This window comes from Janthinobacterium sp. SUN206 (genome assembly GCF_030587305.1).
GTDB classification, from domain to species: domain Bacteria; phylum Pseudomonadota; class Gammaproteobacteria; order Burkholderiales; family Burkholderiaceae_D; genus Janthinobacterium; species Janthinobacterium kumbetense.
Genome location: NZ_JAPWIB010000001.1, coordinates 832,296 through 857,035 on the forward strand (window position 1 = coordinate 832,296; position 24,740 = coordinate 857,035).

Here is a 24,740-nt window from a genome sequence, read left to right on the forward strand (position 1 = left end):
CTTTACATGCCCGGCAGCTGGTGGCCCTTGAACTGCTCGCGCAGCTTGTTTTTCTGGATCTTGCCCGTGGCGCCCATGGGCAGGGCGTCGATGAACAGCACGTCGTCCGGCGTCCACCACTTGGCGATCTTGCCTTCGAAAAATTGCAGCAAGGCGTCGCGCGTGACCGTCATGCCGGGACGCAACACCACCACGAGCACGGGGCGCTCGTCCCATTTCGGGTGGAACACGCCGATGCAGGCCGCCTGCAGCACGGCCGGGTGCGCCATGGCCAGGTTTTCCAGGTCGATGGTGCCGATCCACTCGCCGCCCGACTTGATCACGTCCTTGCTGCGGTCCGTGATCTGCATGTAGCCGTCCGCATCGATGGTAGCCACGTCGCCCGTGGGGAACCAGCCATCCTGCAACACCTCGCCGCCCTCGTTCTTGTAGTACGAGGAAATGATCCACGGCCCTTTCACCAGCAAATGCCCGTAGGCCACGCCATCCCACGGCAATTCCTTGCCATCGTCGTCGACGATCTTCATGTCCACGCCATAAATCGCATGGCCCTGCTTTTGCAGGATCTTGCGCTGTTCCTCCTTCGGCAAGTCCAGGTGCTTGGTCTGCAAGCCGCCGGCCGTGCCCAGCGGCGACATTTCCGTCATGCCCCAGGCGTGGATGACCTCGATGTCGAACTTGTCGATCAGGGTATCCATCATGGCGGGCGGGCACGCGGCCCCCCCGATCACCGTGCGGCGGAAGGTGGAAAACTGCAAGTTATTCTGCAAGGCGTGATTGAGCAAACCCAGCCAGACGGTGGGCACGCCGGCCGAGAACGTCACCTTTTCCGCCTCGAACAGTTCATACAGCGACTTGCCATCGAGCGCCGCGCCGGGAAACACCATGCGCGCGCCGGACAGGGGCACGGAATACGGCAAGCCCCACGCATTCACGTGGAACATGGGCACGACGGGCAACACGGTGTCCGAGGCGCGCACGTTCAGGGCGCTGGGCATGGCCGACGCGTACGCGTGCAGCACGGTCGAGCGGTGCGAATACAGGGCGCCCTTGGGGTTGCCCGTCGTACCCGACGTGTAGCACAGGGTGGCGGCTGCATTTTCGTCGAACAGGGGCCACGCGTAATCGTCGGAATGCGTGGCGATCAAGTCTTCATAGCACAGCAGGTCGGGGATCGTGCTGCTGGCCGGCATGCGCTCGCGGTCGCACATCAGCACGAAGTGACGGACAAAGGTGCAGTCGGCGGCGATTTTCTCCACCACGGGCAAGAAGGTCAAATCGAACAGCAAGACCTGGTCTTCGGCATGGTTCGAGATGTAGGCGATCTGGTCGGGGAACAGGCGCGGATTGATGGTGTGCAGCACGGCGCCCGAGCCGGACACGGCATAGTACGCTTCCAGGTGGCGGTAGCCATTCCAGGCGAGGGTGGCGACCCGGTCGCCCATGCCTATACCCAGGCCGTGCAAGGCATTCGCCAGGCGCCGCGTGCGCTGGTGGCAATCGCGGTAGGTATAACGGTGCAGATCGCCTTCCACCCGGCGCGACACGATTTCGCCGCAGCCATAATGACGCGCTGCAAACTCGATAATGCTGGAAATCAGCAGGGGCTGATTCATCATCTGGCCCATCACTGGACTCAAGGGAAATGCCGACATCGTGTCTCCTGGTTTGGATACTCGGTTATTGTTGGAAGTTAAAGATTTTCCTTAGTTTCGTACGGTCGTGCGGAAATCGTCAACGCATTTCGATATTGCATTGCAGCATGGAATTTTTGATTCCGTTTTTTGCCCCATTGCTCCCCACGACAGCGCCCGCCACGCGCCCTGGCGCTGTGCGGTAAAATCGCATTCCAGGCTGGCGCACCTTGCCGGTCCATCTTACTGACTGGAATTGCCATCACCGCTCATACCTTACCACTGGATAATGCCTTTGCGGCCTTGCCGCCCGCGTTCTATACGCGCTGGATGCCCACGCCCCTGCCCGCCCCATATTTCGTGGCCGCCAGCGCACCGGCCGCAGCCCTCATCGGCCTCGATGGCGCGCGCCTGGCCGAGCCCGACTATGTGGCGCTGCTGAGCGGCAATACGGTTGCCGAGCGTTCACTGCCCCTGTCGGCCGTGTATTCGGGCCACCAGTTCGGCGTCTGGGCTGGCCAGCTGGGCGATGGCCGCGCCATCCTGCTGGGCGATATCGCCACCGAACACGGTCCGATGGAACTGCAGCTGAAAGGCGCCGGCGCCACGCCGTATTCGCGCATGGGCGATGGCCGCGCCGTGCTGCGCTCGTCCATCCGCGAATTCCTGTGTTCGGAAGCCATGGCGGCGCTGGGCATTCCCACCTCGCGCGCGCTCTCCATCATGGGTTCGCAGCAAGGCATCATGCGCGAAACCGTCGAGACTGCAGCCGTCGTGACGCGCATGGCACCCAGTTTTGTGCGCTTCGGCTCGTTCGAACACTGGTTTTACCGCAAGAAGCCGGAAGAGCTGAAAATCCTTGCCGATTACATCATCGACGGTTTTTATCCCCATTTGCGCGCTGCATCAAATCCATATCAAGCCTTGCTGGCCGAAGTCTGCGTGCGCACGGCGCACATGATTGCGCAATGGCAAGCCGTGGGCTTCATGCATGGCGTTATGAACACGGACAATATGTCCATCCTGGGCTTGACGCTCGATTACGGCCCCTTCGGCTTCATGGAAGCGTTCGATGCCGAGCACATCTGCAACCATACGGACCAGCAGGGCCGCTATTCCTACGCCAACCAGCCGCAGGTGGGCCACTGGAACTGCTATGCGCTGGGCCAGGCCCTGCTGCCGCTGATCGGTGAAGTGGCCGAGGCGCAGGCGGCGCTGGACAGCTACCAGCCCGCGTTTGCGGAGAAGATGAATGCCTTGCTGCGCGCCAAGCTGGGCTTGCGCACGCAACACGACGACGATACGCAACTGTTCGACGGCATGTTTGCGCTGATGCAAGCCAATCACGTGGATTTCACCAACTTTTTCCGCGCGCTGGCGACCTTGCGAGTGGTCGCTCCCGAACACGACACGATGCTGCGCGACATGTTCATCGACCGCCCCGCATTCGATGCGTGGGCTGCCGCCTACCGCGCACGCCTGCTGCAGGAACACAGCATCGATGCCGAGCGCCGCACCGCCATGAACCTGGTCAACCCGAAATACGTGCTGCGCAACTACCTGGCGCAAGTGGCCATCGAGAAAGCCCAGCAGCACGATTACACGGAAGTGGCGAAATTGCTGGAAGTTTTGCAAAAGCCATTTGACGAACAGCCCGAACACCAGCACTATGCGGCCCTGCCGCCCGACTGGGCCAGCCACCTTGAAGTCAGTTGCTCATCCTGAGGAGTCCTTATGACCACCAATAAAGTCAAGAAAACCGACGCCGAATGGCGCGCCATGCTCGACTCGATGCAATACGAAGTCACGCGCCACGCGGCCACGGAACGGGCCTTCACGGGCAAGTTCTGGGACCACCATGAACACGGCGTCTACACCTGCGTCTGCTGCAACACGCCATTGTTCGCCTCGGACACGAAATTCGACTCCGGCTGCGGCTGGCCCAGCTATTTCCAGGCGCTCGACCCGGCGAATGTCACGGAAATCGTCGACCGCAGCCACGGCATGGTGCGCACGGAAATCGTCTGCGCCGTCTGCGACGCCCACCTGGGCCACGTGTTTCCGGACGGCCCGCCGCCGACCGGCTTGCGCTATTGCATCAATTCGGCTTCCCTGCGCTTCGATCCGCAGCCGTGATGCTGGCAATGGCTTGGGCCTTGCTCCTAAGCCATTCCTAAGATGATTTTAATAAGACCAGTGTAAAGTCTCGCCATGAAATTTCTATTCGACCTCTTCCCCCTGATCGCCTTCTTCACCGCCTTCAAACTGGGCGGCATGTATGAAGCGGCCACGCACGATTTCGTGCAGCAATATCTGTCCGGCTTCGTGTCTGGCGGCCTGATCAAGGCCGACCAGGCGCCGTGGATACTTGCCACCCTCGTCGGCATCGTCGCCACGGCTTGCCAGGTCAGCTATCTGCTGCTGCGCGGGCGCAAGGTGGACGGCATGCTGTGGCTGTCGCTGTTCATCTTTGTCGTGTTCGGCGGCGCCAGCATTTACCTACATGACGATTTCTTCCTGAAATGGAAGCCGACCCTGATCTACTGGCTGTCCGGCCTGGCCCTCTTGATCGCCCACGTGGGTTTCAAGAAAAACCTGATCCGCAAGACCATGGAAGCGCAAGTGCAATTGCCGGATGCCGTCTGGAACCAGCTGCTGGCCGCATGGATCATTTTCTTCGGCGCCATCGGCGCACTGAACCTGTTCGTCGCCTTCGTGCTGTACAAGGGCGACATGGCTGCCTGGGTCAGCTTCAAGGCGTTTGGCGCGACGGGTATTTTCTTTGCCTTCATCGTGGCGCAAACCCTGTTCCTGGCCAAACATATCAAGGAAGACGCATGATGCACACCACCACCGAAAATACTTCGCCGGAAACGCGCATGCAGCGCATTCGTACCCGCCTGGAAACGGCACTTTCCCCTCTGGAATGCGTGCTGGAAGACGACTCGGCGCGCCACCGGGGCCATGCGGGCGCTGCCTCGGGCGGCGGCCATTACAATCTACGCATTATTTCTAGTCAATTTGAAGGGCTCAGGCTCGTCATGCGCCATCGACTGGTGTATGATTCCGTGCACGATATGATGCATAATGAGATACATGCATTGGCGATTGTGGCATTGGCGCCGTCCGAGGTAGCATAAGGATGGCGTTTTTGGCGTACCCGGATTACTTGGGTATGCCCTTGCTTCTGGCGCCATGCCTGGATTTCTTTCCATGCGTTTTTTACGAAACTTTCCCTAACAGGATTTAATAATGACTTTTAAGCCAGCCCGCTTGCTGATCGCACTACTCGCCGTTGTCGCGGTACCTGTTTTTGCGCAAAATGTTGCCGTTGTTAATGGCAAGCCTATCCCATCGTCGCGCGTTGATGCAGTCGTCAAGCAAGTCGTCGCCCAAGGCCAGCAACCGGATTCGCCGCAATTGCGCGAAATGATCAAGAAGGACTTGATCGGCCGTGAAGTGCTGATGCAAGAAGCGGAAAACAAAGGTTTCGGTAAAGATGCAGCAGTCAAGCAGCAAATCGAGAACGCACGCCAGGCCATCGTCATCAACGCCCTGGTCGGCGACTACCTGAAAAAGAACCCCGTCAACGACGCTGAAATCAAGGCGGAATACGACCGTTTCGTGGCCCAGACCGGCGACAAGGAATACCACGTACGCCACATCCTGGTAGCTACCGAGGCGGAAGCGAAAGACATCATCGCCAAGCTGAAAGGCGGCGCCAAGTTCGAAGACCTGGCCAAGCAATCGAAAGATGCCGGTTCGGCCGACAACGGCGGCGACCTGGACTGGGCAGCACCATCGTCCTTCCCGAAAGTCTTCTCCGACGCCTTCGTGAAACTGCAAAAAGGCCAGGTCACCGACACCCCGGTGCAAACGCCTAACGGTTTCCACGTGATCAAGCTGGACGACACCCGCGCGGCAAAACTGCCGACTCTGGAAGAAGTCAAGCCACAGATCGCCGAAGCGCTGCAGCAAAAGAAACTGCAAGCGTATCAGGAAGAAATGATCAAAAAAGCGAAAGTTCAGTAAGAACTGACCTCCCCGGCGCCCTTTTCGGCGCCGGTCGTGTATTCTGCGCCTGAATGCGTACTGCACGGCAGTCGCGATCTTTTGTATCGGTTTTTGTATACTTATTAGGAATGAACATGATTTTGAAGCCAGCCCGCCTGATCTTAGCCCTGGTCGCCGTTGTAGCGATCCCTGCGTTCGCGCAAAACGTGGCCACCGTGAACGGCAAGGCCATCCCTTCGTCGCGCGTCGACCAGGTCGTCAAGCAAGTCGTCGCCCAAGGCAAACAAGCGGATTCGCCGCAATTGCGCGAAGCCATCAAGAAAGACCTGATCGGCCGTGAAGTGCTGATCCAGGAAGCCGACAAGCAAGGCTACGGCACCCGTCCGGAAGTCAAGTCGCAGATCGACAATGCCCGTCAAAGCATCATCATCAACGCCCTGCTGGCCGACTACGTGAAGAAAAACCCTGTCAAGGACGCTGAAATCAAGGCCGAATACGACAAGTTCAAGGCACAAGCGGGCGACAAGGAATACCATGCACGCCACATCCTGGTCGCCACCGAAGCGGAAGCGAAAGACATCATCGCCAAGCTGAAAGGCGGCGCCAAGTTCGAAGAACTGGCGAAAGTATCGAAAGACGGTTCCGCAGCCAATGGCGGCGACCTGGACTGGGCTAGCCCAGCTTCGTACGTGAAGCCATTCTCTGACGCCATGGTCGCCCTGAAACCAGGCCAGGTCACGCAAACGCCAGTGCAATCGCAATTCGGCTTCCACGTGATCAAGCTGGAAGAAACCCGTCCGACGAAGTTGCCGGCACTGGAAGAAGTCAAGGGCCAGGTGGCCGAATCGCTGCAACAGAAGAAACTCGCCGCCTACCGCGATGAGTTGATGAAGAAGGCAAAAATCCAATAAAAACGCCTGATATAAGCTACTGCGCGTCGCGCTTTGCGGCCTGCGATGCTCACCGCCTCGGCGGCCCCGTACTTTCGTACGGTTGCGCGTCTCGGCCACAAATCGCTGCCGCTCGCTACGCTTCTATCAGCCGTTTGGATGGCTGGACAAGAGCGCTCTTCGGAGCGCTTTTTTTACGTCTGAAAAAAGCGAGATGCGATGGATTTACATGCAGAACTGAAGGCGGCGCTGGAAGCGGTTGCCGAACCGGGCCGTGCGGGGCCCATGCAGGCCTATATGCGTGACCAGTTCGTTTTCCTGGGCGTGGCAGCGCCGCAGCGGCGGCTGGCCGCCAGGGGCTTGCTGGCGGGCTTGCAAGGCATCGGTGCCGATGCCCTGCTGGAACATGCGCAACTGCTGTGGCAACAGCCGGAACGCGAATACCAGCACGTGGCGCTCGACATGCTGGCCCTGCACCGGCGCCAACTGGGCCTTGAACACCTCCCCGCCCTGCTGGCACTGGCGCGCCAGCGCGCGTGGTGGGACAGCGTCGACGGCATGGCGGGCATCGTCGGCGAGGTGCTGCAGGCGGAACAACAGCGCGGCGGCGACGGCCATGCGCACATGGAGGGCGCCTTGCGCCATAAGGACTTCTGGCTGCGCCGCATCGCCATGCTGCACCAGCTGGGCTGGCGGGCCGACACGGATGCGGCCTGGCTGTTCGGCGCGGCGCTGGCGCTGGCCCACGAAGACGAGTTTTTCATCCGCAAGGCCATCGGCTGGGCCTTGCGCGACTACGCGCGCCACGCGCCCGAGGCCGTGACGGCGTTTGCCAACGCGCACCGCCAGCAACTGTCGGCGCTCAGCTACCGCGAAGCGCTGAAGCACCAGCCACGCTGAAGGCCGAGCCGCCCAGCAGGCGCAGCGCGGCATCGATGCGCGGCGCGGCATCCCAGGCCGGCGCGGGCGCCAGCAAGCCCAGCGCCATCTGCCGCAGGGGCTCGGCAATCACCATGGCCAGCAGCAAGCCGGCCAGCTCCCGCCCATCGTGCAACGCCAGATGGCCGCGCGCGGCCTGACGCTGCAGCCAGTCGGCCAGCAGGGCCGTGCCCCGCTCGATGCCGTTGCGCTGATACACGGCAAGTAAATCCGCGCGGGCGGGAAACTCCGTGCACAGCAGGCGGAACAGTCCGACGGCGTCCGCCGTCAGCACGCGCGCCGCCATCGCCTGCAATATCTCTTTTAACAGCGGCAACACCTCGCCAGGCCCCGCCGCATCGTGCGCCATGGCCGGCAGGAAAGCGTCCGTCCAGCCGCACACCACCAGGGCGACCAGTTCCTCGCGGTTGGCCGCGTATTGATACAGCGATTTCTTTGCCATGCCCGCGTGGCGCGCCACCGCTTCCATGGTCGTGGCCGCATAGCCTTCGTTCAGCAGCAGCCAGGTAGCCGCCTGCACGGCCGCCTCGCGTGCCTCCTCGGGAGGCCGCGCCGGACGGCCCCGCCCGCGCAAGGCCTTGCTCTCTTCTTCCTGCATGCCAGCTCCAAGCTTGATCGATGAGCAATTTTACACTGAAACATATTTAGGAAACGTTAAACGTTTCTTTAATATATAATTGGCTCACCTCAACAAAGGAGAACGACATGACGCAGCATATTGAATTCCCATGGAGCATTACCAGCACGGGCGACTTGCTCGACCCATTTCCCCTGCACCTGGAAACGGGCGTCACGCGCCTGGAAAACGGTTGCCTGCTGGTGGCGGCGCGCACGGAACTGCACGGCTGCAGCGGACGCATGCTGGACTGGTGGTTTACGTTTTTCGAGACGACGCAGCACATCAAATGGTGGCACCCGCACGATCACGTGGCCCATCATGGCTGGAACAGCGCGTGGAAAAAGGGAGAAAGTTACTACGGCGCCTCGATCGAGGCAGTGGAATCGCTGGGCGACATTCCACCCGTGAAAGCCAAGCTGAAGTTCCATGATCCGAAGGATGTATTTGATACGGCGCAACTGCAACAGGCCAGGGACAGCGGCGCCCTGTCGGCCGCCATCTGCGCGCGCATCGGCTTCGGCGACCACGTGGTGCTCGACCCGCAGGGCGACCCGCTCGATGGCGAAATGCTGCACCTGACGCGCGACACCCCCACGGGCTGCGTGCTGCGCAGCCGCTTCTTGCTAGGCCGCAATAGCCTGAACCCCGTGCGCGACGTGCCCGACGTGCTGGGCCTGAACTTGCTGCGCCATTGCTACAGCGAATTTACCTACCTGTCGCGCTTTTTGCCCTCGCTGTATTACGGCGAGCACGCGAATGGAGAGCAAGCACCGTTGCCCTGGTAAAACATTACAGCCGCTTGTGCATGCGCGCCAGCGGCAGTTTGACGCCATCGGGCAAGTCCAGGTAAAACTCTTCCGTCACGGCAAAGCCGCTGACCAGGTACAGCGGCACGCCAGGCAAGGTGGCGGCCAGTTCCAGGGCAGTAAAACCGGCGGCCAGCGCCTGGCGTTCGCAATGGCGCATCAGCATGCTGCCCAGGCCCTGGCGCGCGGCGCCAGGCTCCACAAAGAAGGCGCGGATGCGGCCCGGCTGGCTGGCCGGATCGAGCAGCGGGTCCGGGCCGCTCTTGGCGCGGTCGGCGCCATACAGGGTGGCGCGCCGGCTCCAGCCGCCGCAAGCCAGCATGGCGCCCTCCCGTTCGATGACGAAATACGTCTGGTCGGCAACGAGCTGCGTATCGACGCCGAACACGTGGCGCGTCACGGACTCCGCCTGTTCCGGCGTATAAAACCCCGCGCTCAGCGCCACGCCGGAACGGGCGATCAGCGTGTTCATGGCAGGCACGTCGGCCGGCAGCGCCACGCGCAAGCTGCTCAAAGCGCCAAAGCTGAACCAGGCGCGGCTGATGCGTCCCTGCTCCACGTCATACGTCGCCACCAATTCCTGCGCCGACACGCCATCGTCCGTGTCGCCATGGACGATTTCATGGTCGATCACCAGCTTGCCGCAGGCGATGCGGTTGAGTAACTGCGCGTGCGGTTTGCTGGCGGCGAAGCGGGCCGTGAAACGGGGGCCGATTTGCCCGCTGCCCGTGGCCAGCAAGGTATCGGGATGCTGGAATTGCTGTGCGTCATCAGCATAGATGGCCAGCAAGGCCGGCACGTCGTGGGCATTGTAGGCGTCCAGTTGGGCCTGGACCACCGCGACGGGAGAAATGCGTGTATCGTTGGCAAGCGCCATGCGTGTACCTGTTGTGATGTGGGTGGAAAGTTGCAAAGCGTAACACTGTCGCTCCTGTCGCGGCGCGGTTTGCTGCGATAATTGTAAGATTCGTTATAAGACTCACCGCAAGAGACATCTTGCGGCGTCACCAATCAATCGCAAATCGCAGCAGGAGTAGATATCATGAAATGGGAAGGCAATCGCGAAAGCGACAATGTGGAAGATCGCCGTGGCGAAGACGGCGGTGGGGGCGGCGGCGGTGGCGGCTTTGGGTTTGGCGGGCGCTCGATCGGCATCGGCACCATCGTCATCGCCCTCGTCGGCTCGTATGTGCTGGGCGTCAATCCCTTGACCTTGCTCAACCTGCTCAGCGGCGGTGGCGGCCAGATCAGCACCCAGCAAAGCCAGTCGCCCGCGCGCCAGCCGCCCGAATCGGACGAGATGGCACGCTTCGTGAAAACCGTGCTGGCCGATACGGAAGACACCTGGGGCGCCCTGTTCAAGGCGGAAGGCGGCAGCTATGTGAAACCCAAGCTGGTGCTGTTTTCCGGCAGCACGCCGACGGCTTGCGGCACGGGCCAGAGCGCCAGCGGGCCTTTCTATTGCCCTGGAGACCAGAAAGTCTACCTGGACCTCGATTTCTTCAACCTGATGCAGCAGCGCTTCAAGGTCTCGGGCGAATTTGCCGAGGCCTACGTGATCGCGCATGAGGTGGGCCACCACGTGCAAAACCTGATGGGCTTGTCCGAGAAGGTCGACAATGCCCGCCGCACGCAATCGGAGCGCCAGGCCAACGCCATGTCCGTGCGCCTGGAATTGCAGGCCGACTGCTTTGCCGGCGTGTGGGCGTATCACGCGAACGCCGACCGCAAGATCCTGGAACAGGGCGACGTGGAAGCGGCCCTGAAAGCGGCCACGGCCATCGGCGACGATGCGCTGCAGCGGCAGTCGCAAGGCCATGTCGTGCCGGACTCATTTACGCACGGCACCTCGGAGCAGCGCGTGCGCTGGTTCAGCAAGGGCATCGAGAGCGGCCAGATTGCCCAGTGCAACACCTTCGAGGCACGCCAGCTGTAGGCCCTTGCCGGCCGGTTGCAGGCGCGCTGGGCACAGCGCGCCTGCCCGTGCCACGCTACTTCACGTCGATGCGCCCATATTGTCCGTGCGCTTCGTCAGCCGGCCCTGCCGCATAGAACAGGGTATTGACGGGCTGGCTGTTGAGGCCATTGCCGAAGGCGATGCCCCACAAGCCATCGATCACCAGCGGCGTGCCGTCAGGCTTGAGCAGCGGCCCGCCAGCCTTGCCCGTGACGCTGTCATAGGCGTTGATCTTGCCATCGCCAAAATTCCCGATCAACAGCATATTGCTGGCAGAGCCGAAGTCCGCCGGCGCCAGCGCCATGCCCCACGGGGCATTCAAGGCCCCGCCGCTCACCAGCCGCTTGAGCAGCGTGCCGCCGGTGTCGTACACATTGACGATGCCCAGGCCCGCGCCCGCCTGTTCATCGTCGCCGCTGGCTTCGCGCATGGCATAGGCGACATAGATGCGCTCGCCGATGGCCTGGATGCCGAACGGTGCATAGCCGGCCGGCAAGCCGGGATCGCTGAACGCGCCAGGCCAGCTGGCCCTGGCAAAACTGGCATCGAAGACGTCGACGCGCCCGTTATGGAAATCGGCTGCATACAGGTAGTTGGCGCCCGCATAGGCGGCAATCGCCAGGCCCTTGTAGACGCTGCCGCCGGCGCTGCCGTCATACACGACCAGGGCCGTGACGGGACTGACCGTGGGCGACCAGGCCGAGATGCTGCCGCTTTCGCTGGCGAAGATGAAGGGGCTGGGCGCCGTCACGCCATTCTGGCTCAGCTTGAAATCCTGCGTGCCGTTGAAGACGATGCCCGTCGGCCCTGCCGGCGTGCTGACCACCAGCGATTGCGGCACACCGTTGCCATCGTACAAGGTCGACTTCGCCGTGCCATTCGCCGCCACCCAGACGAAGCCGCGCGGATTGAACGCCACGCCCCAGGCATTGACGAGGTTGGGGTCCGTGTGCGCGGCCGGCAGCGCGGCCGTATCGGACACGAGGCTGGTCGCCGCATATGCGTTCAGGGCCGGCGGCTTGTGATGGTGGTGGCCGCCGCCGCAGGCAAACAGCGCGGTGGCCAGCGCGGCGGCGAGACAGGCGCAAACAATCTGCCTGGTGGTATGCGTTTTCATGGCGTTCCCCTTCTGCGTGATCGGCAGAGTTGCGCTGCCTGCCATCAGGGTATAAGCGGACCGTGCCGGGCGCTTGAGCCGCGTCAAGCGCAGCGCAGATAGGGCTTGCGCCCCGTCAGGGTATGCCGACGTCGTAGCGCTTGCCCAGCTTTTTCAGTTCGCCTGTGTCGATCAGGCTATTCAATTCCTGGTCGAACTGCAGGCGCAGCTTGTCGAAGGCGGGCGAGCGGGGAAAGGCAAAATAGCCGTTCTGCACTTCTATGACTTTGGGCAAGGGTTTCACCTGGCGCCCATAGCCGAGGCGGGCGATCACGGGGTCGGTATTGCGGCGGTTGCTGACGAACACATCGACGTGGTTGTGCACCAGCATCTTCAAGCCGTTTTCCACGTTATTCGCCACGCTGACCTGCAAGCCGGGCCGCACGCGCTCCCAGTCCGCGCCATAGGCCCAGCCATTGAGCAGCACCACCCGGCGGCTCTTCAGCACCGCGTAGTCGCCATCCCAGCCGAAGCTGGCGTCCTGGCGCGTGTAAAAGACCATCTGGTCCTGGTAAAACGGCTTGTCGGCAAACGCCATGCTGGCGATACGCTCGGGCGTCTTGTAGGGCCCGATCAGGATATCGGCCTGGCCCTGTACCAGCATGGCTTGCGCGCGCGCCCACGGCACCATGCGAAAACGCACGGTATTGCCCGTGCGTGCCGCCATCAGGCGCAGCAGTTCCGCGCCCAGGCCGCCATACTCGCCGCTGTCCTGGTACTCGAAGACGCGCTCGAACTGCGCGCCCACGGCCAGCAGCTCGCGCGCCTGCAGCGGCGCGGCGAATGCCGGCCACAGCAGCGCCAAGGCCAGCAGGCGCCGCCCTGCTCCGCTCATCAGCCGACGATGCGCAAGGAGTAATCGGTGGCCCGCACATCCTTGGTCAGGCTGCCGATCGAGATGCGGTCCACGCCCGTTTCGGCAATCGCGCGCACGGTGTCGAAATTGATGCCGCCGGACGCTTCCAGCAAGGCGCGGCCATGCGTCAAGGCCACGGCGTCGCGCATCATGTCGTTGCTGAAGTTATCGAGCAGCACGGAAACAGCGCCCGCATCCAGCGCTTCCCGCAATTGCGCCAGGGTTTCCACCTCGATTTGCACGGGCACGCCCGCGTCGAGGTTGCGCGCATTTTCCAGGGCCTGGCTGACGCCGCCCGCGGCCGCGATATGGTTTTCCTTGATCAGGATGCCGTCATACAGGGCCAGGCGCTGGTTCTTGCCGCCGCCCACGCGCACCGCATACTTTTGCGCCAGGCGCAGGCCCGGCAGGGTCTTGCGCGTGTCCAGGATGGACGCCTTGGTACCGGCGACCACGTCCACATACTGGCGCGTGGCCGTGGCGACCGCCGACAGCAACTGCAGGAAATTGAGGGCGCTGCGCTCGGCCGTGAGCAAGGCGCGGGCCGGTGCTTCGATCGTGCAGACGACGCTGTCGGCCGTCATCATGTCGCCTTCCGCGTAATGCCAAACGATGTCGATGCTGCGGTCCAGGCTTTTCATGATGCCTTCGAACCAAGGCGCGCCGCACAACACGGCTGCTTCGCGCACGATGACACGGGCCGTGACGATATGGTCGGGCGGCACCAGTTCGCCCGTCAGGTCGCACTGGCCCACGTCTTCCAGCAAGGCGGCCAGCAAATTGCCTTCGAATGCGCGCGCCAGGGCGGGATCGAAAGGGGCGAAAGAATTAACGAGGGTACTCATGCTGGACCGATTCCTTGGAACAATTTAGTTTCTTTTGCCAGGTCCGCGCCCGGCTTGAGGCCCGCCTTCTTGGCGGCGGCGAAGTCGAGCATGCGGTTGATCGAACGCACGGCCAGCTGGCCGACGGCAGGATCGACGTGGATTTCGTTGTGCATGTTTTCCAGCGTTTCGGCCAGGTTCAGCAAGCCGTTCATAGCCATCCACGGGCAGTGCGCGCAGCTCTTGCACGTGGCGCTGTTGCCGGCCGTGGGCGCTTCGATGAAACGCTTGCCCGGCGCGGCCGCGCGCATCTTGTGCAGGATGCCGTTGTCGGTGGCGACAATGAAAGTGTCCGTATCCATGGTTTGCGCTGCCGCAATCATTTGCGACGTGGAACCCACCATGTCGGCCAAGGCCACCACGTTGGCGGGCGACTCCGGATGCACGAGCACCTTGGCTTGCGGATACTCTTCCTTGAGCAAATCGAGTTCGATGCCCTTGAATTCGTCGTGCACGAGGCAGCTGCCCTGCCACAGCAGCATGTCGGCGCCCGTTTCCTTCTGAATATACGAACCCAGGTGCTTGTCCGGCGCCCACAGGATTTTCTTGCCCTGCGCATGCAAATGGGCAACGATGTCGAGGCCGATGGACGACGTCACCATCCAGTCCGCGCGCGCCTTGACTGCGGCGCTGGTATTGGCGTAGACGACGACGGTGCGGTCCGGATGAGCGTCGCAAAAGGCTGTGAATTCATCCACCGGGCAGCCCAGGTCGAGCGAACAGGTCGCGTCGAGGTCGGGCATCAAGACCGTTTTTTCGGGACTGAGGATTTTCGCCGTTTCGCCCATGAAGCGCACGCCGGCCACGACGAGGGTCTTGGCCGGATGGTCGCGCCCGAAGCGGGCCATTTCCAGGGAATCGGAGACGCAGCCGCCCGTGGCTTCCGCCAGGTCTTGCAGGTCAGCATCAACGTAGTAGTGGGCAACGAGCACGGCTTCGCGCTCGATCAGCAAGCGCTTGATGCGCGTGATCAGTTCGGCTTTTTCGGCCGGGGAAGGCGTCGCTGGCGTGCGTGCCCAGGCATGGGCAGTGCAGCTGGCTCCGTCTTGTGGATGTTCGTACTCGACGGATTTGATGGCTAAAGTTTGCATGGCTGTGTCAAACAAAAACGGGATAGACCGGCACGATTGCAATAAAGCAGGTGCGCCGGAACGAAAGGACCGCGGCGCGTCGGTGTGGTGCTGCCGGATGGGCGACTGGCGCGCCATCCGGCATCTTGCCTCAGAATTTAGTCAATACCCTGGCTCTTCAGATAGTCTTCGTAGTTGCCGCGGTAATCGACCACTTCATCTTCCTTGATCTCGATGATGCGGTTGGCCAGCGAAGAGACGAATTCGCGGTCATGCGACACGAAGATCAGGGTGCCAGCGTATTTTTCCAGCGCGATGTTCAGGGATTCGATCGATTCCATGTCCATGTGGTTGGTCGGCTCATCGAGCATCAGCACGTTGTGGCGGCCCAGCATCAGCTTGCCGTACATCATGCGGCCCTTTTCACCGCCGGACAGTACCTTGACGGCCTTCTTGACGTCGTCGCCGCCGAACAGCAAACGGCCCAGGATGGAGCGCACGGCCTGGTCGTCGTCGCCCTCTTTCGTCCACTGGCCGATCCAGTCGGTCAGGTTCGTGTCCTTGGCGAAATCTTCCGTCGGATCTTGTGGCATGTAGCCCACGTTGGCGTTTTCCGCCCACTTCACGCGGCCCTGGTCCGGCTGCAAGCCGGCGATGTCGCCCGCGATGCAGCGCAGCATGGTGGTCTTGCCGGCACCGTTGGCGCCGATGATGGCGATGCGCTCGCCCGCTTCGACCATGATGCTGAAATTCTTGAACAGCTGGCGGTCGAAGCCTTTCGAGATATTCTCGACTTCCACGGCCAGGCGGTGCAATTTCTTTTCGCCGTCGAAACGCACGAACGGATAGGCGCGCGACGATGGCTTGATATCGTCGACCTTGATCTTTTCGATCTGCTTGGCGCGCGACGTCGCCTGGCGGGCCTTCGACTTGTTCGCGGCGAAGCGGCGCACGAATTCCTGCAACTCGGCAACCTTGTCTTTCGCTTTCGCGTTGTTGGCCAGCTGCTGGTTGCGCGCCTGGGTCGAGGCGAACATGTATTCGTCGTAGTTGCCTGGATAAATCTTCAGGGTGCCGTAGTCCATGTCGGCCACGTGGGTGCACACCTGGTTCAGGAAGTGGCGATCATGGGAAATGATGATCATGGTGGAATTGCGCTCGTTGAGCACGTCTTCCAGCCAGCGAATCGTGTTGATGTCCAGGTTATTCGTCGGCTCGTCGAGCAGCAGGATGTCCGGGTTCGAGAACAGCGCCTGCGCCAGCAGCACGCGCAGCTTCCAGCCTGGCGAGACATTGCTCATCGGGCCTTGATGCAGGTCAATGGCGACACCGGCGCCCAGCAGCAGTTCGCCGGCGCGCGATTCGGCCGTGTAGCCGTCGTATTCGGAAACTTTGCCTTCCAGCTCGGCGGCCTGCATGTAGTCGTCGTCCGTCGCTTCCGGGTTCGCGTAGATCGCGTCGCGTTGCTGGATGGCGGCCCACATTTCCGTATGGCCCATCATGACGACGTCGAGGACGCGCATGTCTTCAAACGCAAACTGATCCTGGCGCAGCTTGCCCAGGCGCTCGTTGGTATCGAGCATGACGTTGCCGCCCGAAGGGTCCAGGTCGCCGCCCAGGATCTTCATGAACGTCGACTTGCCGCAGCCGTTCGCGCCGATCAAACCATAGCGGTTGCCGTCGCCGAACTTGACGGAGATATTCTCAAACAATGGCTTGGCGCCAAACTGCATCGTAATATTTGCGGTTGAAAGCATGTGATATTAGGTCTTTATTCAGTTAAAACAGCTAGTTAAGTACTTTTCCCCCATTATACAGCACCCACCCTCTTCCACTCTATAGTGGCCCGGCAAGCGCAGCCGGAACCCATGCGCAGGCATACGGCGCAGAAATAATGGCAAGAAAATATGATTGCCGTATTCCCATTTAGCAGCTACGCTGCGTGGCATTGTTTTCTACCCTTCACCTCACAGGCATCACTTGAAAAAAATCACCATCGCCGCCGCCGTGGCCGTCATTGCCGTCGCTGTCACCGCCTACGCTTCGCCCTACTACACCTTGCACCAGATCAAAACCGCGCTGGCCGAGCGCAACGCCGACGCCCTGGCCGCACACGTGGACTTCCCCGCCCTGCGCGCCAGCGTCAAGACGCAGCTGGAAGCGAGCATGGCGCGCAGCATCGAAGCGACCGCCGGCAGCGGCAACCCGCTGGCCGCGCTGGGCCAGTCGATCGCCAGCGCCATGCTGGGCAAGATGGTCGACACCATGGTCTCGCCCGCCGGCGTGGTGGCGCTGGTCAACAAGAGCGCCGTCAGCCCGCAAGCAGAGGAAAATCCAGATGCGCCCGCCGATGGCGCGCGCAAGCAGGCCGACTATTCAGCCGGCTATGCCGGCCTGAACACCTTCATCGTGCGGGCGAAGGATGGCAATGCGCAGGAAGGCGCGCTGGTCCTGCTGCGCCATGGCGTGTGGGGCTGGAAGCTGAGTTCGATCGAGATTGCATCGGCGATGGCCGCACGCTAGAAGAAGCGCGCATGGGCAGGCAATCTGATACACAATGCGTGCTGTATCCGATTGCAGGAGATTTCATGCTGAAACACACGACCCTGGCGCTGGCCATGGCCTTTGCCGGCGCCGCACCATCCGCCCATGCCCACGATGGGATCGCCGCCGCCGAGCGCAGCCACTCCGTTGCCGCGCGCATGCAGGCGGAAACGTCCAGCGCCGCCGATCCGGACGTCCCGGCACTGCTGCCCGTGCCCAGCGACATTTCGCTGGCCGAACTGGAGCGCCGCCTGGCGCTGGGACAGGCGCAGGCCGCTGAAAAACACTATACCAGCGCGCTCGATCCGGCCGTGCTGAGCAGCCTGGCGCAACAGATGGGCTGCGACGACATCGTCGGCATGCAGCCGTTCGGTTTCCCGCTGGAACAAGCGCAAGCGACCGTCCTGAGCGGCGCGCACCTGCTGGCGCGGTGCCCGGACCGGGCCTATGTGACGATCACGGCCATGTCGATGGCAGGCAAGACGGGCAAGCGCGCCCATATTTCGCCGCAATCGTTCAAGCAGCAGGTCGATGGCAGGCCCGCGCGGCGCCTGTACTACAAGGCGCCCAACGGCCGCCAGAAGGAGTCGCTGACCATCATCGACGGCAGTTATGCGTATGCGCTCGAGTACTGGTCGCTCGATGACAGCCAGCAACGCGGCATGGTCGGCATTCGCAGGATGGAAACATTGACGTTGCCGCAATAAAACAGGCAAGAACAGGTGAAATACTGTATATTCATACAGTTATCTATTATCCCCTTTTCGAGCATGCCTGCACACCCGCCCATCCAATTACCCTACACCATCTGCGTCAGCGCCACGATCGACGCGGAAGTCGAGCAAACCATCCTCGAGGGCTTGAATGCCTACAACGATGCCATCACCGGCTATAGCGACAGGCAGGTATTGAGCGTCGTCGTGCGCGACCGCGACAGCCAGCGGGTGCTGGGCGGCGCCATGGGCCGGACTTCGCTGGGCCTGCTGTTTCTCGATTTGTTTTATTTGCCCGCCGCCTTGCGGGGACTGGGACTGGGCAGCCGGATACTGGCGCAGTTCGAAGAGGAAGGACGCCGGCGCGGCTGCGCCTCGGCGGTGCTGTACACCATCACTTTCCAGGCGCCCGAATTTTACGAGCGGCGCGGCTGGCGCCGCTTCGGCGAGATTGCCTGCAGTCCCGAGGGGACGAGCCGGGTATTCATGAGCAAGACCCTGTAGACGGCATGCGACCAGGGCTGGCGACAAACCTGCCGCCAGCCCTGGTCAGCGACCTCTGCTTACATGCCCAGGGACTTGAGCAAGTCGGCGTTATCGTCGTCTTCCGGTTCCACGGCAGGCGCCGGGGCGGCGTCCCGTTCGCGGTTCGCGAATTCGCCATCCATCAGCGAGTCGGCGTCGACTTCGCGGGAATCGAAATCATGCAACTTGATGAACTCGGTACGGTCGATCGCCAGTTCCAGGTAGAAAATATTGTTCTTTTCCGTGTAGAAAGTGACGCGGCGCATTTCCGGGCGGTCCAGCGGCGTGTCGACGCTGAGCATCACCTGCTTGTTCAGCACCAGCATCTTCGGCTGGCTCTGGGTGATATTCGTTTGCAGCTCGCGCCGTACCTTGCCCGTGAAGTCGCCCACGATCTGGTTCATCAGCTCGCCCATGATGTTCGACACTTCGTCCGATGTGTAGAAGCTGGCCAGCTCCGACTTCGGCATACCCATGTGCAACATGTAGCGCTCGTAGATTTCCATCGCCGTATCGGCGGCAAAATTGAGCACCACCAGGCCCGTGAAACCGCCATCGAACATGACGAAACAGCCGATATCCGGCTTCAGGCCCGTCTTGGTGATGCGCTGCACCATGCCTGAATAATTGACCTTGCTTTGCGTTGCAACGTTGAGCACCCGAACCACCGAGTTGCACAAACTCATCAACAAATCTTCTGTACCGTACACAACATCCTTTTCTGCATCCATGAGCAACCTCTCCTACTATTTTAAAGATGACAGCACTGTTCCCTGCCCGCCGCGAGCCGAAACCTGACAGTTTCGCTCAGCTGGCGGACGACTTCACCTTTGCATGCCTGACCTTGCGTGGCGGCGCGCGCCGCGTTGCCGCCGCTCCGAACCGCCCTCTTACCTTTTTCTGTATAGAAATAAGTATCATGCGCAGAATACCCAGATGTAACATTTCCGTCCAGCCATACCTGCATTTACTTGACGATCTGTGCGGAAATACCAATACACTGCAATGCAACATTATGCGGAAGATAAGCATGCAGGAAGAATCAGGCTGGCACGGTTGAAACCATGGCGAAAAGGCAGCATCACGTATACTGCCCCGCGGGACGCAACTACCGAAAGGCATGAGAGGATGAGTACACTGCAGGAACAGGCAACGGCGGAAATGATGGCGGCCGTGGAGGCGTGGTTTGTCGAGCGCCTGAAGCGCACCGATCTGGAAAGCGCCGTGAATCGGACCACCTTGCAAATGGGTATCTTTAACGATCTCTTGCTCGACTACAAACCCGGCCGCACCACGGCCGACGATTACCATCTGGCCGATGCCGGGGATTTCACGCAGAGGACGCCATCGCGCCTCGATGAAGCCGTCGTGCGCGACAGCATCGCGCCCCAGCTGGTTGCCATGGTGCAAGCGAAACTGGCAACGCTGGCCGACACGCCCCTGATCGACTACCGCTTCAGCTTTCGCGGCAAATTCCAGACGGCACAGGGCACGCTGCACCTGAATCTGCTCGATCATGTCAACGAAGGCAAGCGCAGCGCCCTGCTCGCGCGCATCCACACTTACGTCGAGCAAAAACTCGAGCGCGGCAACCGGCCGACGAAAAAGCTGGAAACCTTCTTCCTGGCGCGCCACCTGCTCGATCCCCAGCTGTTTCCGCAGCCCGACATCGCCTGGACCATCGCACAATTCGAGCGCATCGAGCAGCTGAACAAGTCGCGGCCGCAAGCGCTGGCCGAACATCGCAGTGACATCATCCAGGCCGTGTCGGCCTGGGCGGAAAAACAGTTCTTGCCGCAGTTCTATGACGTGCAAACCTCAAGCTACAGCGGCACGGAATACACCTTGAAAACGGGCGCGGTGCCCGATGCGCAGGCGCTGGCGCCGATCGACCTGCTGCTGTACGGGGCCGTGATGATCTTGCGCCACGAACCGAGCTACGCCAAGTCGACGGGCCTGAAATTCCTGGAAATTGCGCGCGAACTGGGCAGCGAACGGGCCGTGCGCATGCTCAAGGAAGGCAGCGGCACCTTCCCCGACGGCGACATCCACGTGAAAAATGCGCTGCTGGAATGCCGCGCCAACGACGTATTTGCCACGATCAGCATCACGATTGCCCAGGAAGAAGAAGGCGCGTATGCGCAGGCGCTCGCGTTCATCACGCACCTGCTGAACAACGGTTTCCCGAAAAGCTACCAGATCAAGCTCAAATCGAAGGTCAAGGAATATCTGCCCTTGAAAGGCCTGGCCCGCTCCGACACACACCGCTTCTTTGCCAACGCCCTCGCCCATGCATCGCTGCAGCCGCAACTGGAAGCGTATGCGCGCGCCGCCATCGAGCAATACGAGTTCTATGCCGACACGGAAGGCGAAAAGAATTGCATGCCCGGCAGTTACGCCACGTTTGGCCTGGGCTTGCTCGACGCACGCCATTTCCCGCTGGTGCAGCACTACATGGCCAACGTCGACGAGGAGCACCAGTCCGTGCAGGATCAGTTCACGGCCGCCTTCGCCGAACGGCATGGCGTGACGACGGAGTCCATCCCCGTGCTGGCGGCCTGCCTGCGCGCGTGCACGGATAACGCCAAAGTCAAAATCCAGGCGGAACTGGAAGAGGTGGAGAAACTGGAACTGTTCTGCCAGCAACTGCAAGGGCTGGAAGGCTATCTGGTCGAGCACATGCTGTACCCCATCTGGGGCAAGCTGGAAAAACTGGCGGCCCTGGCGCGCAAGGCGCAAGGCCGGCGCAAGGAGCTGCTGCTGGCCTTGCTGGAAGCGGCCAGCAAGACCGGCGCCTAATGTGCGCAACGTTATGACTTTCACCATATATAATGCGCGGCGCCAGAGTTGCCTTAAGGCATCTTTTGGCGCCTGACATTGAATCGTGGAGAAAATACATGCATCAAACACAACAAACATCGCGCACCGTCCTGCTGGCAGCAAGCTTTGCCGCCGCCGTGGCGCTGGCCCAGCCCGCCATCGCCGCCGACGCCGCGGAACTGGCCCCGCTCGATGCGGCCAACCTGTACATCAAGACCATCATCAACCTGGATGAAGCCAGCGTCGCCAAGCTCAACGCCTACCTGCGCCCCACCCGCCTGGCCGGCCACCAGAGCGCCGAATACGCGTCGTACGGCGACATGAAGGAAGCGGACGCCAAGTTTCCAACGGAGACGGGCAAGCTGATCGCCGACCTGTTCCCCGCAACCATGCGCGCGGCCGTGACGCCGGCCGCCGAATTGCTGGCGGCAAACGTCATCGCCGCCAAGAAGGGCGCCGTGTGCCAGGCCACCAAGGCGGACCCGGTGACGGTGGAAAACGGCATCCAGACGGCCGCCGTCAGCTTCGAATGCCAGATCGTCAAGGTACCGCTGGCATGGGCGCCTGCCGCCCAGCAACTGGCGAAGAGCGGCTGCAAGGCCGAGCAATGCAAGGCCGGCCTGCAAAAGATCGCCGCGACCTACACGAGCTCGCCGAAACAGACCTGGCGCGCCGTGTTTGCCGTCAGCCGCGAAAAGAATTCGGAAGCCTGGCGCAACGATTTCGCGCGTGAAACCTTCGATGAAATCTGGGAATACCTGTAATCCTTCACTCATCCCTAAGGCTGCCGGTGGATAAACCCAAACTGACACCCGTCGCCCAGCCGGCAGGCCTGGCCCTGCTGCGCCTGCTCGATCCCGATCACGTGGACGGTGCGCTGAGCAAGCAGGTACTGGCGCAAGACCTGGCCAGCCTGCACGGCAAGCAATTGCTGGCGCTGCTGCGCCGGCTGCGTGCCGCGCAATCCAACCAGCAGGATTATGCAGGCGCCACCCCAGAGCAGGCCGAGCAGCAGTTCGGCGCCGCCATCGCCGCCGTCAAGGCGGTGCTGGCCACGCGCCCGCACATCCCCAACAAGCAGGAAGCGAAGGCCTTGCGCCAGGCGGCGGCCAAAAAGCGTTAATCGAGGCGCAAGCCGGCCGCCAGCAAGGCCATGCCCTCGCCGAACGCGGGGGCGATGACGCGTACCTCGGCCGGATCGAGGTCGCCGAAGTTGACGTACGCCAGGGCCGGCGCCGCGCCCGCGCGATAATCGAGCAGCAGGCATAGCGGCCCGCCATCGGAACCGATCCCCAGGCACTGGCCGCCCAGGTAGCGCTGCAGTTGATACGCGCCATTCAGCGCCACCAGCTCGCGCACGGGCCACAACGACAGCGATTGCCCATCGACATCCCCTGCGCCGCCATCGGACCAGCACAGGAAGTCGTGTAAATCCGGCGGCAACGGCAGGCCCATGGCCTGTTCGATGGCAGCCAGGGATGCCGGCGTGGCGCCAGGACTGGCGCGCCAGTACGGCGCGACGGCGGCGATGACTGGGGCAAGACGCATAGAGATGGGTTTCCTTTGAATGGGCGCGCGGCGGGCTACCTCAGCGCGCCATCATCGGCGAGCGGACGCCGGGCGTCAAGCGGCCATCCAGCCGTGCGCGCAAGCTCGTCGGCCCCCTCCTATAATCTGAGGCTCTATTGTTTCCGCTACAGAAAGTTCCCCATGTCCATACAATTTCCCCGCCATGTAATCGGTTGCGCCGTATTGGCCTTTTCCGCTTTGGCCGCCATGCAGGCCGCCCATGCCGAAGAGACGGGGCCCATCGATGCGCGTGCCGTCTGGCAGGAACGCTCGCTGTCGGCCTGCCGCACCGGGCAATCGCACTCCGCGCCCGACGTCTGCCTGCTGCGCACCATGAAGCGTACCGGTGCGCCCCCGCAAGCCATCGCCGCCGCCAGGATGCTGGTCGGGGCAAACATGCCAGGCTACATCTCTGCCTGGCGCCCGCTGGGCAAGGTGGCGCTGGCCACCGTCACCTATCCGTTTCGCGCCAACACGAATGAAAGCACCTTGCTGATCGGCAGCGATGGCGCGGCCATCGATGTCGACGAGCACTCCGTGCGCGAGGAAGACCGGGCCACGCCTGCCTGGCAAGCGTTTACCGCCGCCCACCCGGACGCCATGCCGTTCGCGCCCGCCGAGTTCGTCGGCAGCACGGCCACCGGCGATGGCGGCCAGAGCGTGCTGTTTTCCACGCCCCTGATCACCTGCCACGCCTGCGCCGACGATGGCGCCCTGCTGGTCGCCTACACGATCGACAAGGCCGGTATCGTGCGCGAGAGAAAACTATTGACGATCAAGTAAGGCTGCATCAAAGACAAGAAAGATGAGATAGAATTGCTTGATGGCATGTCTATACGAGTACATGCCATCGATCCAAACTTACTTATCACAGGAAACCATGCGCCGCTCTTGCCTTGCACTGCACCTCACCGCCGCCCTGCTGCTGTCCAGCCCCTTCCACCTCGCCACTGCCGCGTCCGCCGCTACCGCTTCCTCCAGCGCAGCCACGCCGCTCGTCATCGGCGAAAGTTTCAGCATCGATTCGCAGGCGCTGAAAGAAAAACGCCACATCAATGTGTACATGGCGCGCGCCTGGGATACGCCGCCCGACGCTCCGCTGCCCGTGCTGTACATGCCGGACGGCGGCGTGGCCGAAGACTTTTTGCACGTGGCCGGCTTGCTGCAAGTGTCCGTGGCGAATGGCACGATGCGCCCCTTCATGCTGGTCGGCATGCAAAACACGCAGCGCCGGCGCGACCTGACGGGCCCGACCGGGAATGCGGAAGACCGCAAGATCGCCCCCGTCGTGGGTGGCGCGGCCGCCTACCGGACCTTCATCCGCGATGAGCTGATGCCAGAAATCAAGCGCCGCTACCGCACGACGGGCGAAACGGCCATCGTCGGCGAATCGCTGGGTGGCCTGTTCGTGGTGGAAACCTATCTGCTGGAGCCGCAACTGTTCGACCATTACGTGGCATTCGACCCCAGCCTGTGGTGGAATCATGGCGCCCTGCCGCGCCAGGCGGCAGCCCTGCTGGCGAAAGGCACGCCAGGCAAGCACAGCCTGTACCTGGCGTCCAGCAGCGAGGCAGGCATCGCCGTGGAAGTGCAGCGCCTGGCCGACGTGCTGGAAAAACAGGCGCCGCGCGACTTGCAATGGCATGTGGAAAAGATGCCGGAAGAAACCCACGGCACGATCTATCACCCGGCCGCCCTGAAAGCGTTTCGTAGCGTCTTCAAGCCGGCCACGCCGCCGCAATAA

Annotated in this window: 27 protein-coding genes; 17 read left to right on the forward strand and 10 right to left on the reverse strand. The window is 62.0% G+C overall.

What is annotated here, in order from left to right; all coding sequences use genetic code 11:
* Positions 1 to 2: 2 nt before the first annotated feature.
* Positions 3 to 1,655: a 3-(methylthio)propionyl-CoA ligase gene (locus O3300_RS03560; protein WP_305052056.1), complete on the reverse strand. Its 1,653-nt coding sequence runs from the start codon at positions 1,653 to 1,655 to the stop codon at positions 3 to 5.
* 261 nt (positions 1,656 to 1,916) lie between these two features.
* Between O3300_RS03560 and O3300_RS03565 the strand changes: the two genes are divergently transcribed.
* The 7 genes from O3300_RS03565 to O3300_RS03595 all read left to right on the forward strand — a co-directional run bounded on the left by O3300_RS03565 (position 1,917) and on the right by O3300_RS03595 (position 7,438).
* A complete protein-coding gene (locus O3300_RS03565; RefSeq protein WP_305053129.1) occupies positions 1,917 to 3,359 on the forward strand; it encodes a YdiU family protein in 1,443 nt (480 codons plus the stop codon).
* Positions 3,360 to 3,368: 9 nt separating this feature from the next.
* A complete protein-coding gene (gene msrB / locus O3300_RS03570; protein WP_034756083.1) occupies positions 3,369 to 3,770 on the forward strand; it encodes a peptide-methionine (R)-S-oxide reductase MsrB in 402 nt (133 codons plus the stop codon).
* Between the two features lie 75 nt (positions 3,771 to 3,845).
* Positions 3,846 to 4,475 (forward strand): septation protein A, encoded by a 630-nt coding sequence (locus O3300_RS03575; RefSeq protein WP_099411909.1) that lies wholly within the window; start codon positions 3,846 to 3,848, stop codon positions 4,473 to 4,475.
* Positions 4,472 to 4,774: a BolA family transcriptional regulator gene (locus O3300_RS03580; RefSeq protein WP_251348613.1), complete on the forward strand. Its 303-nt coding sequence runs from the start codon at positions 4,472 to 4,474 to the stop codon at positions 4,772 to 4,774. Before O3300_RS03575 ends, O3300_RS03580 begins: the two co-directional genes overlap by 4 nt.
* A gap of 112 nt (positions 4,775 to 4,886) precedes the next feature.
* Positions 4,887 to 5,666, forward strand: coding sequence for a peptidyl-prolyl cis-trans isomerase (locus O3300_RS03585; RefSeq protein ID WP_077404793.1), 780 nt, complete (start codon positions 4,887 to 4,889; stop codon positions 5,664 to 5,666).
* A gap of 116 nt (positions 5,667 to 5,782) precedes the next feature.
* On the forward strand, positions 5,783 to 6,559 hold the full coding sequence (locus O3300_RS03590) for a peptidylprolyl isomerase (RefSeq protein WP_034756072.1): 777 nt from the start codon (positions 5,783 to 5,785) through the stop codon (positions 6,557 to 6,559).
* Between the two features lie 198 nt (positions 6,560 to 6,757).
* Positions 6,758 to 7,438, forward strand: coding sequence for a DNA alkylation repair protein (locus O3300_RS03595; RefSeq protein ID WP_305052057.1), 681 nt, complete (start codon positions 6,758 to 6,760; stop codon positions 7,436 to 7,438).
* Here O3300_RS03595 and O3300_RS03600 read toward each other — a convergent pair.
* Positions 7,401 to 8,075 (reverse strand): TetR/AcrR family transcriptional regulator, encoded by a 675-nt coding sequence (locus O3300_RS03600; protein ID WP_305052058.1) that lies wholly within the window; start codon positions 8,073 to 8,075, stop codon positions 7,401 to 7,403. The genes O3300_RS03595 and O3300_RS03600 overlap by 38 nt on opposite strands.
* A gap of 107 nt (positions 8,076 to 8,182) precedes the next feature.
* On the opposite strand from O3300_RS03600, the gene O3300_RS03605 reads away from it, so the two are divergent.
* Positions 8,183 to 8,881, forward strand: coding sequence for a DAPG hydrolase family protein (locus O3300_RS03605; protein ID WP_180278785.1), 699 nt, complete (start codon positions 8,183 to 8,185; stop codon positions 8,879 to 8,881).
* Positions 8,882 to 8,885: 4 nt separating this feature from the next.
* Here O3300_RS03605 and O3300_RS03610 read toward each other — a convergent pair whose 3' ends face one another.
* Entirely contained in the window at positions 8,886 to 9,779 is an 894-nt protein-coding gene (locus tag O3300_RS03610) for a GNAT family N-acetyltransferase (protein ID WP_305052059.1), read from the reverse strand.
* A 165-nt stretch (positions 9,780 to 9,944) separates the two neighbouring features.
* Between O3300_RS03610 and O3300_RS03615 the strand changes: the two genes are divergently transcribed.
* Positions 9,945 to 10,838 carry a neutral zinc metallopeptidase gene (locus O3300_RS03615; RefSeq protein WP_305052060.1) on the forward strand — a complete coding sequence of 298 codons (894 nt, stop codon included), beginning with the start codon at positions 9,945 to 9,947 and terminating at the stop codon, positions 10,836 to 10,838.
* Between the two features lie 55 nt (positions 10,839 to 10,893).
* On the opposite strand, the gene O3300_RS03620 is transcribed toward O3300_RS03615, so the two are convergent.
* From O3300_RS03620 to O3300_RS03640, 5 genes are all read right to left on the reverse strand, one after another.
* A complete protein-coding gene (locus O3300_RS03620; protein ID WP_305052061.1) occupies positions 10,894 to 11,976 on the reverse strand; it encodes a TIGR03118 family protein in 1,083 nt (360 codons plus the stop codon).
* Between the two features lie 115 nt (positions 11,977 to 12,091).
* Positions 12,092 to 12,850, reverse strand: coding sequence for an ABC transporter substrate-binding protein (locus tag O3300_RS03625; protein ID WP_305052062.1), 759 nt, complete (start codon positions 12,848 to 12,850; stop codon positions 12,092 to 12,094).
* Positions 12,850 to 13,716, reverse strand: a complete 867-nt coding sequence (gene nadC / locus O3300_RS03630) for a carboxylating nicotinate-nucleotide diphosphorylase (RefSeq protein WP_305052063.1) — start codon at positions 13,714 to 13,716, stop codon at positions 12,850 to 12,852. Before nadC ends, O3300_RS03625 begins: the two co-directional genes overlap by 1 nt.
* Positions 13,713 to 14,846: a quinolinate synthase NadA gene (gene nadA / locus O3300_RS03635; protein WP_289904874.1), complete on the reverse strand. Its 1,134-nt coding sequence runs from the start codon at positions 14,844 to 14,846 to the stop codon at positions 13,713 to 13,715. Before nadA ends, nadC begins: the two co-directional genes overlap by 4 nt.
* A 137-nt stretch (positions 14,847 to 14,983) precedes the next feature.
* On the reverse strand, positions 14,984 to 16,582 hold the full coding sequence (locus O3300_RS03640; protein WP_034756044.1) for an ABC-F family ATPase: 1,599 nt from the start codon (positions 16,580 to 16,582) through the stop codon (positions 14,984 to 14,986).
* 223 nt (positions 16,583 to 16,805) lie between these two features.
* Between O3300_RS03640 and O3300_RS03645 the strand changes: the two genes are divergently transcribed.
* The 3 genes from O3300_RS03645 (at position 16,806) to O3300_RS03655 (ending at position 18,586) form a co-directional block, all read left to right on the forward strand.
* On the forward strand, positions 16,806 to 17,348 hold the full coding sequence (locus O3300_RS03645) for a DUF2939 domain-containing protein (protein ID WP_305052064.1): 543 nt from the start codon (positions 16,806 to 16,808) through the stop codon (positions 17,346 to 17,348).
* Positions 17,349 to 17,413: 65 nt separating this feature from the next.
* On the forward strand, positions 17,414 to 18,076 hold the full coding sequence (locus O3300_RS03650) for a hypothetical protein (protein ID WP_305052065.1): 663 nt from the start codon (positions 17,414 to 17,416) through the stop codon (positions 18,074 to 18,076).
* A 63-nt stretch (positions 18,077 to 18,139) separates the two neighbouring features.
* The gene (locus tag O3300_RS03655) at positions 18,140 to 18,586 is read left to right on the forward strand and encodes a GNAT family N-acetyltransferase (RefSeq protein ID WP_305052066.1); all 447 of its coding nucleotides are present in this window, start codon (positions 18,140 to 18,142) and stop codon (positions 18,584 to 18,586) included.
* Positions 18,587 to 18,645: 59 nt separating this feature from the next.
* Here O3300_RS03655 and O3300_RS03660 read toward each other — a convergent pair whose 3' ends face one another.
* Positions 18,646 to 19,338, reverse strand: coding sequence for a DUF3334 family protein (locus O3300_RS03660; RefSeq protein ID WP_289897809.1), 693 nt, complete (start codon positions 19,336 to 19,338; stop codon positions 18,646 to 18,648).
* Between the two features lie 397 nt (positions 19,339 to 19,735).
* Between O3300_RS03660 and O3300_RS03665 the strand changes: the two genes are divergently transcribed.
* From O3300_RS03665 to O3300_RS03675, 3 genes are all read left to right on the forward strand, one after another.
* Complete coding sequence (locus tag O3300_RS03665) at positions 19,736 to 21,406, forward strand: DUF6138 family protein (RefSeq protein WP_305052067.1); 1,671 nt, start codon at positions 19,736 to 19,738, stop codon at positions 21,404 to 21,406.
* Positions 21,407 to 21,504: 98 nt separating this feature from the next.
* Positions 21,505 to 22,191 (forward strand): hypothetical protein, encoded by a 687-nt coding sequence (locus O3300_RS03670; RefSeq protein WP_305052068.1) that lies wholly within the window; start codon positions 21,505 to 21,507, stop codon positions 22,189 to 22,191.
* Positions 22,192 to 22,217: 26 nt separating this feature from the next.
* A complete protein-coding gene (locus tag O3300_RS03675) occupies positions 22,218 to 22,550 on the forward strand; it encodes a hypothetical protein (protein WP_099667867.1) in 333 nt (110 codons plus the stop codon).
* Here the strand turns inward: O3300_RS03675 and O3300_RS03680 are convergent.
* Entirely contained in the window at positions 22,547 to 22,975 is a 429-nt protein-coding gene (locus O3300_RS03680) for an SMI1/KNR4 family protein (RefSeq protein ID WP_305052069.1), read from the reverse strand. The genes O3300_RS03675 and O3300_RS03680 overlap by 4 nt on opposite strands.
* A gap of 162 nt (positions 22,976 to 23,137) precedes the next feature.
* Between O3300_RS03680 and O3300_RS03685 the strand changes: the two genes are divergently transcribed.
* Complete coding sequence (locus tag O3300_RS03685; RefSeq protein ID WP_305052070.1) at positions 23,138 to 23,779, forward strand: hypothetical protein; 642 nt, start codon at positions 23,138 to 23,140, stop codon at positions 23,777 to 23,779.
* Between the two features lie 97 nt (positions 23,780 to 23,876).
* On the forward strand, positions 23,877 to 24,740 hold the full coding sequence (locus O3300_RS03690; protein ID WP_305052071.1) for an alpha/beta hydrolase: 864 nt from the start codon (positions 23,877 to 23,879) through the stop codon (positions 24,738 to 24,740).

Coding starts and splice junctions, on each gene's coding strand:
- nadA (WP_289904874.1), bottom strand. CDS start 14,846: ATGCAAACTTTAGCCATCAAATCCGTCGAGTACGAACATCCACAAGAC.
- O3300_RS03655 (WP_305052066.1), top strand. CDS start 18,140: ATGCCTGCACACCCGCCCATCCAATTACCCTACACCATCTGCGTCAGC.
- O3300_RS03560 (WP_305052056.1), bottom strand. CDS start 1,655: ATGTCGGCATTTCCCTTGAGTCCAGTGATGGGCCAGATGATGAATCAG.
- O3300_RS03625 (WP_305052062.1), bottom strand. CDS start 12,850: ATGAGCGGAGCAGGGCGGCGCCTGCTGGCCTTGGCGCTGCTGTGGCCG.
- O3300_RS03615 (WP_305052060.1), top strand. CDS start 9,945: ATGAAATGGGAAGGCAATCGCGAAAGCGACAATGTGGAAGATCGCCGT.
- O3300_RS03665 (WP_305052067.1), top strand. CDS start 19,736: ATGAGTACACTGCAGGAACAGGCAACGGCGGAAATGATGGCGGCCGTG.
- O3300_RS03605 (WP_180278785.1), top strand. CDS start 8,183: ATGACGCAGCATATTGAATTCCCATGGAGCATTACCAGCACGGGCGAC.
- O3300_RS03610 (WP_305052059.1), bottom strand. CDS start 9,779: ATGGCGCTTGCCAACGATACACGCATTTCTCCCGTCGCGGTGGTCCAG.
- O3300_RS03575 (WP_099411909.1), top strand. CDS start 3,846: ATGAAATTTCTATTCGACCTCTTCCCCCTGATCGCCTTCTTCACCGCC.
- msrB (WP_034756083.1), top strand. CDS start 3,369: ATGACCACCAATAAAGTCAAGAAAACCGACGCCGAATGGCGCGCCATG.
- O3300_RS03590 (WP_034756072.1), top strand. CDS start 5,783: ATGATTTTGAAGCCAGCCCGCCTGATCTTAGCCCTGGTCGCCGTTGTA.
- O3300_RS03595 (WP_305052057.1), top strand. CDS start 6,758: ATGGATTTACATGCAGAACTGAAGGCGGCGCTGGAAGCGGTTGCCGAA.
- O3300_RS03660 (WP_289897809.1), bottom strand. CDS start 19,338: ATGGATGCAGAAAAGGATGTTGTGTACGGTACAGAAGATTTGTTGATG.
- O3300_RS03680 (WP_305052069.1), bottom strand. CDS start 22,975: ATGCGTCTTGCCCCAGTCATCGCCGCCGTCGCGCCGTACTGGCGCGCC.
- O3300_RS03640 (WP_034756044.1), bottom strand. CDS start 16,582: ATGCTTTCAACCGCAAATATTACGATGCAGTTTGGCGCCAAGCCATTG.
- O3300_RS03670 (WP_305052068.1), top strand. CDS start 21,505: ATGCATCAAACACAACAAACATCGCGCACCGTCCTGCTGGCAGCAAGC.
- O3300_RS03585 (WP_077404793.1), top strand. CDS start 4,887: ATGACTTTTAAGCCAGCCCGCTTGCTGATCGCACTACTCGCCGTTGTC.
- O3300_RS03690 (WP_305052071.1), top strand. CDS start 23,877: ATGCGCCGCTCTTGCCTTGCACTGCACCTCACCGCCGCCCTGCTGCTG.
- O3300_RS03600 (WP_305052058.1), bottom strand. CDS start 8,075: ATGCAGGAAGAAGAGAGCAAGGCCTTGCGCGGGCGGGGCCGTCCGGCG.
- O3300_RS03650 (WP_305052065.1), top strand. CDS start 17,414: ATGCTGAAACACACGACCCTGGCGCTGGCCATGGCCTTTGCCGGCGCC.
- nadC (WP_305052063.1), bottom strand. CDS start 13,716: ATGAGTACCCTCGTTAATTCTTTCGCCCCTTTCGATCCCGCCCTGGCG.
- O3300_RS03685 (WP_305052070.1), top strand. CDS start 23,138: ATGTCCATACAATTTCCCCGCCATGTAATCGGTTGCGCCGTATTGGCC.
- O3300_RS03620 (WP_305052061.1), bottom strand. CDS start 11,976: ATGAAAACGCATACCACCAGGCAGATTGTTTGCGCCTGTCTCGCCGCC.
- O3300_RS03580 (WP_251348613.1), top strand. CDS start 4,472: ATGATGCACACCACCACCGAAAATACTTCGCCGGAAACGCGCATGCAG.